Origin of the sequence: Corynebacterium sp. c25Ua_47 (assembly GCF_039907205.1) — a bacterium.
In the GTDB taxonomy this organism is placed as follows: domain Bacteria; phylum Actinomycetota; class Actinomycetes; order Mycobacteriales; family Mycobacteriaceae; genus Corynebacterium; species Corynebacterium hiratae.
In genome coordinates this window covers 1-1,886 of the sequence record NZ_JASBOH010000025.1, presented here as the reverse complement: position 1 = coordinate 1,886, position 1,886 = coordinate 1, and the positions used below count along the sequence as shown (strand labels likewise).

Annotated in this window: 1 rRNA gene; it reads left to right on the top strand. The window is 53.9% G+C overall.

Features of this window, described 5'->3' with window-relative positions:
• Nucleotides 1–1,886, top strand: a 23S ribosomal RNA gene (locus tag QKE52_RS13235); the annotation flags it as partial.

The following is a 1,886-nucleotide window of genomic DNA, read 5'->3' as shown; positions in this document are numbered from 1 at the left end:
TTGTGTTGTGCGGCAGTGAGACTGTGGGGGATAAGCTTCATAGTCGAGAGGGAAACAGCCCAGATCGCCGGTTAAGGCCCCTAAGGGTGTGCTAAGTGGAAAAGGATGTGGGATCGCGAAGACAGCCAGGAGGTTGGCTTAGAAGCAGCCATCCTTGAAAGAGTGCGTAATAGCTCACTGGTCGAGTGGTCCTGCGCCGACAATGTAGTGGGGCTCAAGCACACCGCCGAAGCCGCGGCAATACTTTTTGTATTGGGTAGGGGAGCGTCGTGCATGTGTTGAAGCGTTACCGTAAGGAGGCGTGGAGTGTGTGCGAGTGAGAATGCAGGCATGAGTAACGAATTGGAAGGTGAGAATCCTTCCCGCCGGATGACTAAGGGTTCCTGGGTCAAGTTCGTCTTCCCAGGGTGAGTCGGGACCTAAGGCGAGGCCGACAGGCGTAGTCGATGGACAACCAGTTGATATTCTGGTACCCGTATATCCGCGCCCATGATAAAGCACTGATACTAACCACCGCGGATACGACTTATGTGTTCTTTGAACATGTTGGTTGTTGATGTCGTGGGGCCTGATGTGTGGTTCAAGTGATGGGGTGACACAGTGTAGTAGCCATGCCGCTTAGTGGATTGTTGGTGTAAGCGTGTGAGGTGGTGTGTAGGCAAATCCGCACACCGTATGCCTGAGGCGTGATGCGTAGCCCAATTGGGGTGAAGTTGGTGATCTAGTACTGTCGAGAAAAGCCTCTAGCGATGTGGATGTATGGCCCGTACCCTAAACCGACACAGGTGGTCAGGTTGAAAATACTAAGGCGTTCGGGTGAACTGTGGTTAAGGAACTCGGCAAAATGCCCCCGTAACTTCGGGAGAAGGGGGACCACACGACTTAAGCCAGCCTTTGCGTTGGTGGTGGGTTGTGGGGTCGCAGAGAATAGAGGGAAGCGACTGTTTATCAAAAACACAGGTCCATGCGAAGACGTTAAGTTGATGTATATGGACTGACGCCTGCCCGGTGCTGGAAGGTTAAGAGGACCGGTTAGTCACCTTTGGTGGCGAAGCTGAGAATTTAAGCCCCAGTAAACGGCGGTGGTAACTATAACCATCCTAAGGTAGCGAAATTCCTTGTCGGGTAAGTTCCGACCTGCACGAATGGCGTAACGACTTCTCTGCTGTCTCAACCACAGGCCCGGTGAAATTGCACTACGAGTAAAGATGCTCGTTACGCGCGGCAGGACGAAAAGACCCCGGGACCTTCACTATAGCTTGGTATTGGTGTTCGGTTCGGTTTGTGTAGGATAGGTGGGAGACTTTGAAGCGGCCACGCCAGTGGTTGTGGAGTCGTTGTTGAAATACCACTCTGATCGGATTGGATGTCTAACCTTGGCCCATGATCTGGGTTGGGGACAGTGCCTGGTGGGTAGTTTAACTGGGGCGGTTGCCTCCCAAAATGTAACGGAGGCGCCCAAAGGTTCCCTCAGCCTGGTTGGCAATCAGGTGGTGAGTGTAAGTGCACAAGGGAGCTTGACTGTGAGACAGACAAGTCGAACAGGGACGAAAGTCGGGACTAGTGATCCGGCACCTACTTGTGGATGTGGTGTCGCTCAACGGATAAAAGGTACCCCGGGGATAACAGGCTGATCTTCCCCAAGAGTCCATATCGACGGGATGGTTTGGCACCTCGATGTCGGCTCGTCGCATCCTGGGGCTGGAGTAGGTCCCAAGGGTTGGGCTGTTCGCCCATTAAAGCGGCACGCGAGCTGGGTTCAGAACGTCGTGAGACAGTTCGGTCTCTATCCGCCGCGCGCGTTGAAACTTGAAGAAGGCTGTCCCTAGTACGAGAGGACCGGGACGGACGTACCTCTAGTGTGCCAGTTGTTCCGCCAGGAGCAT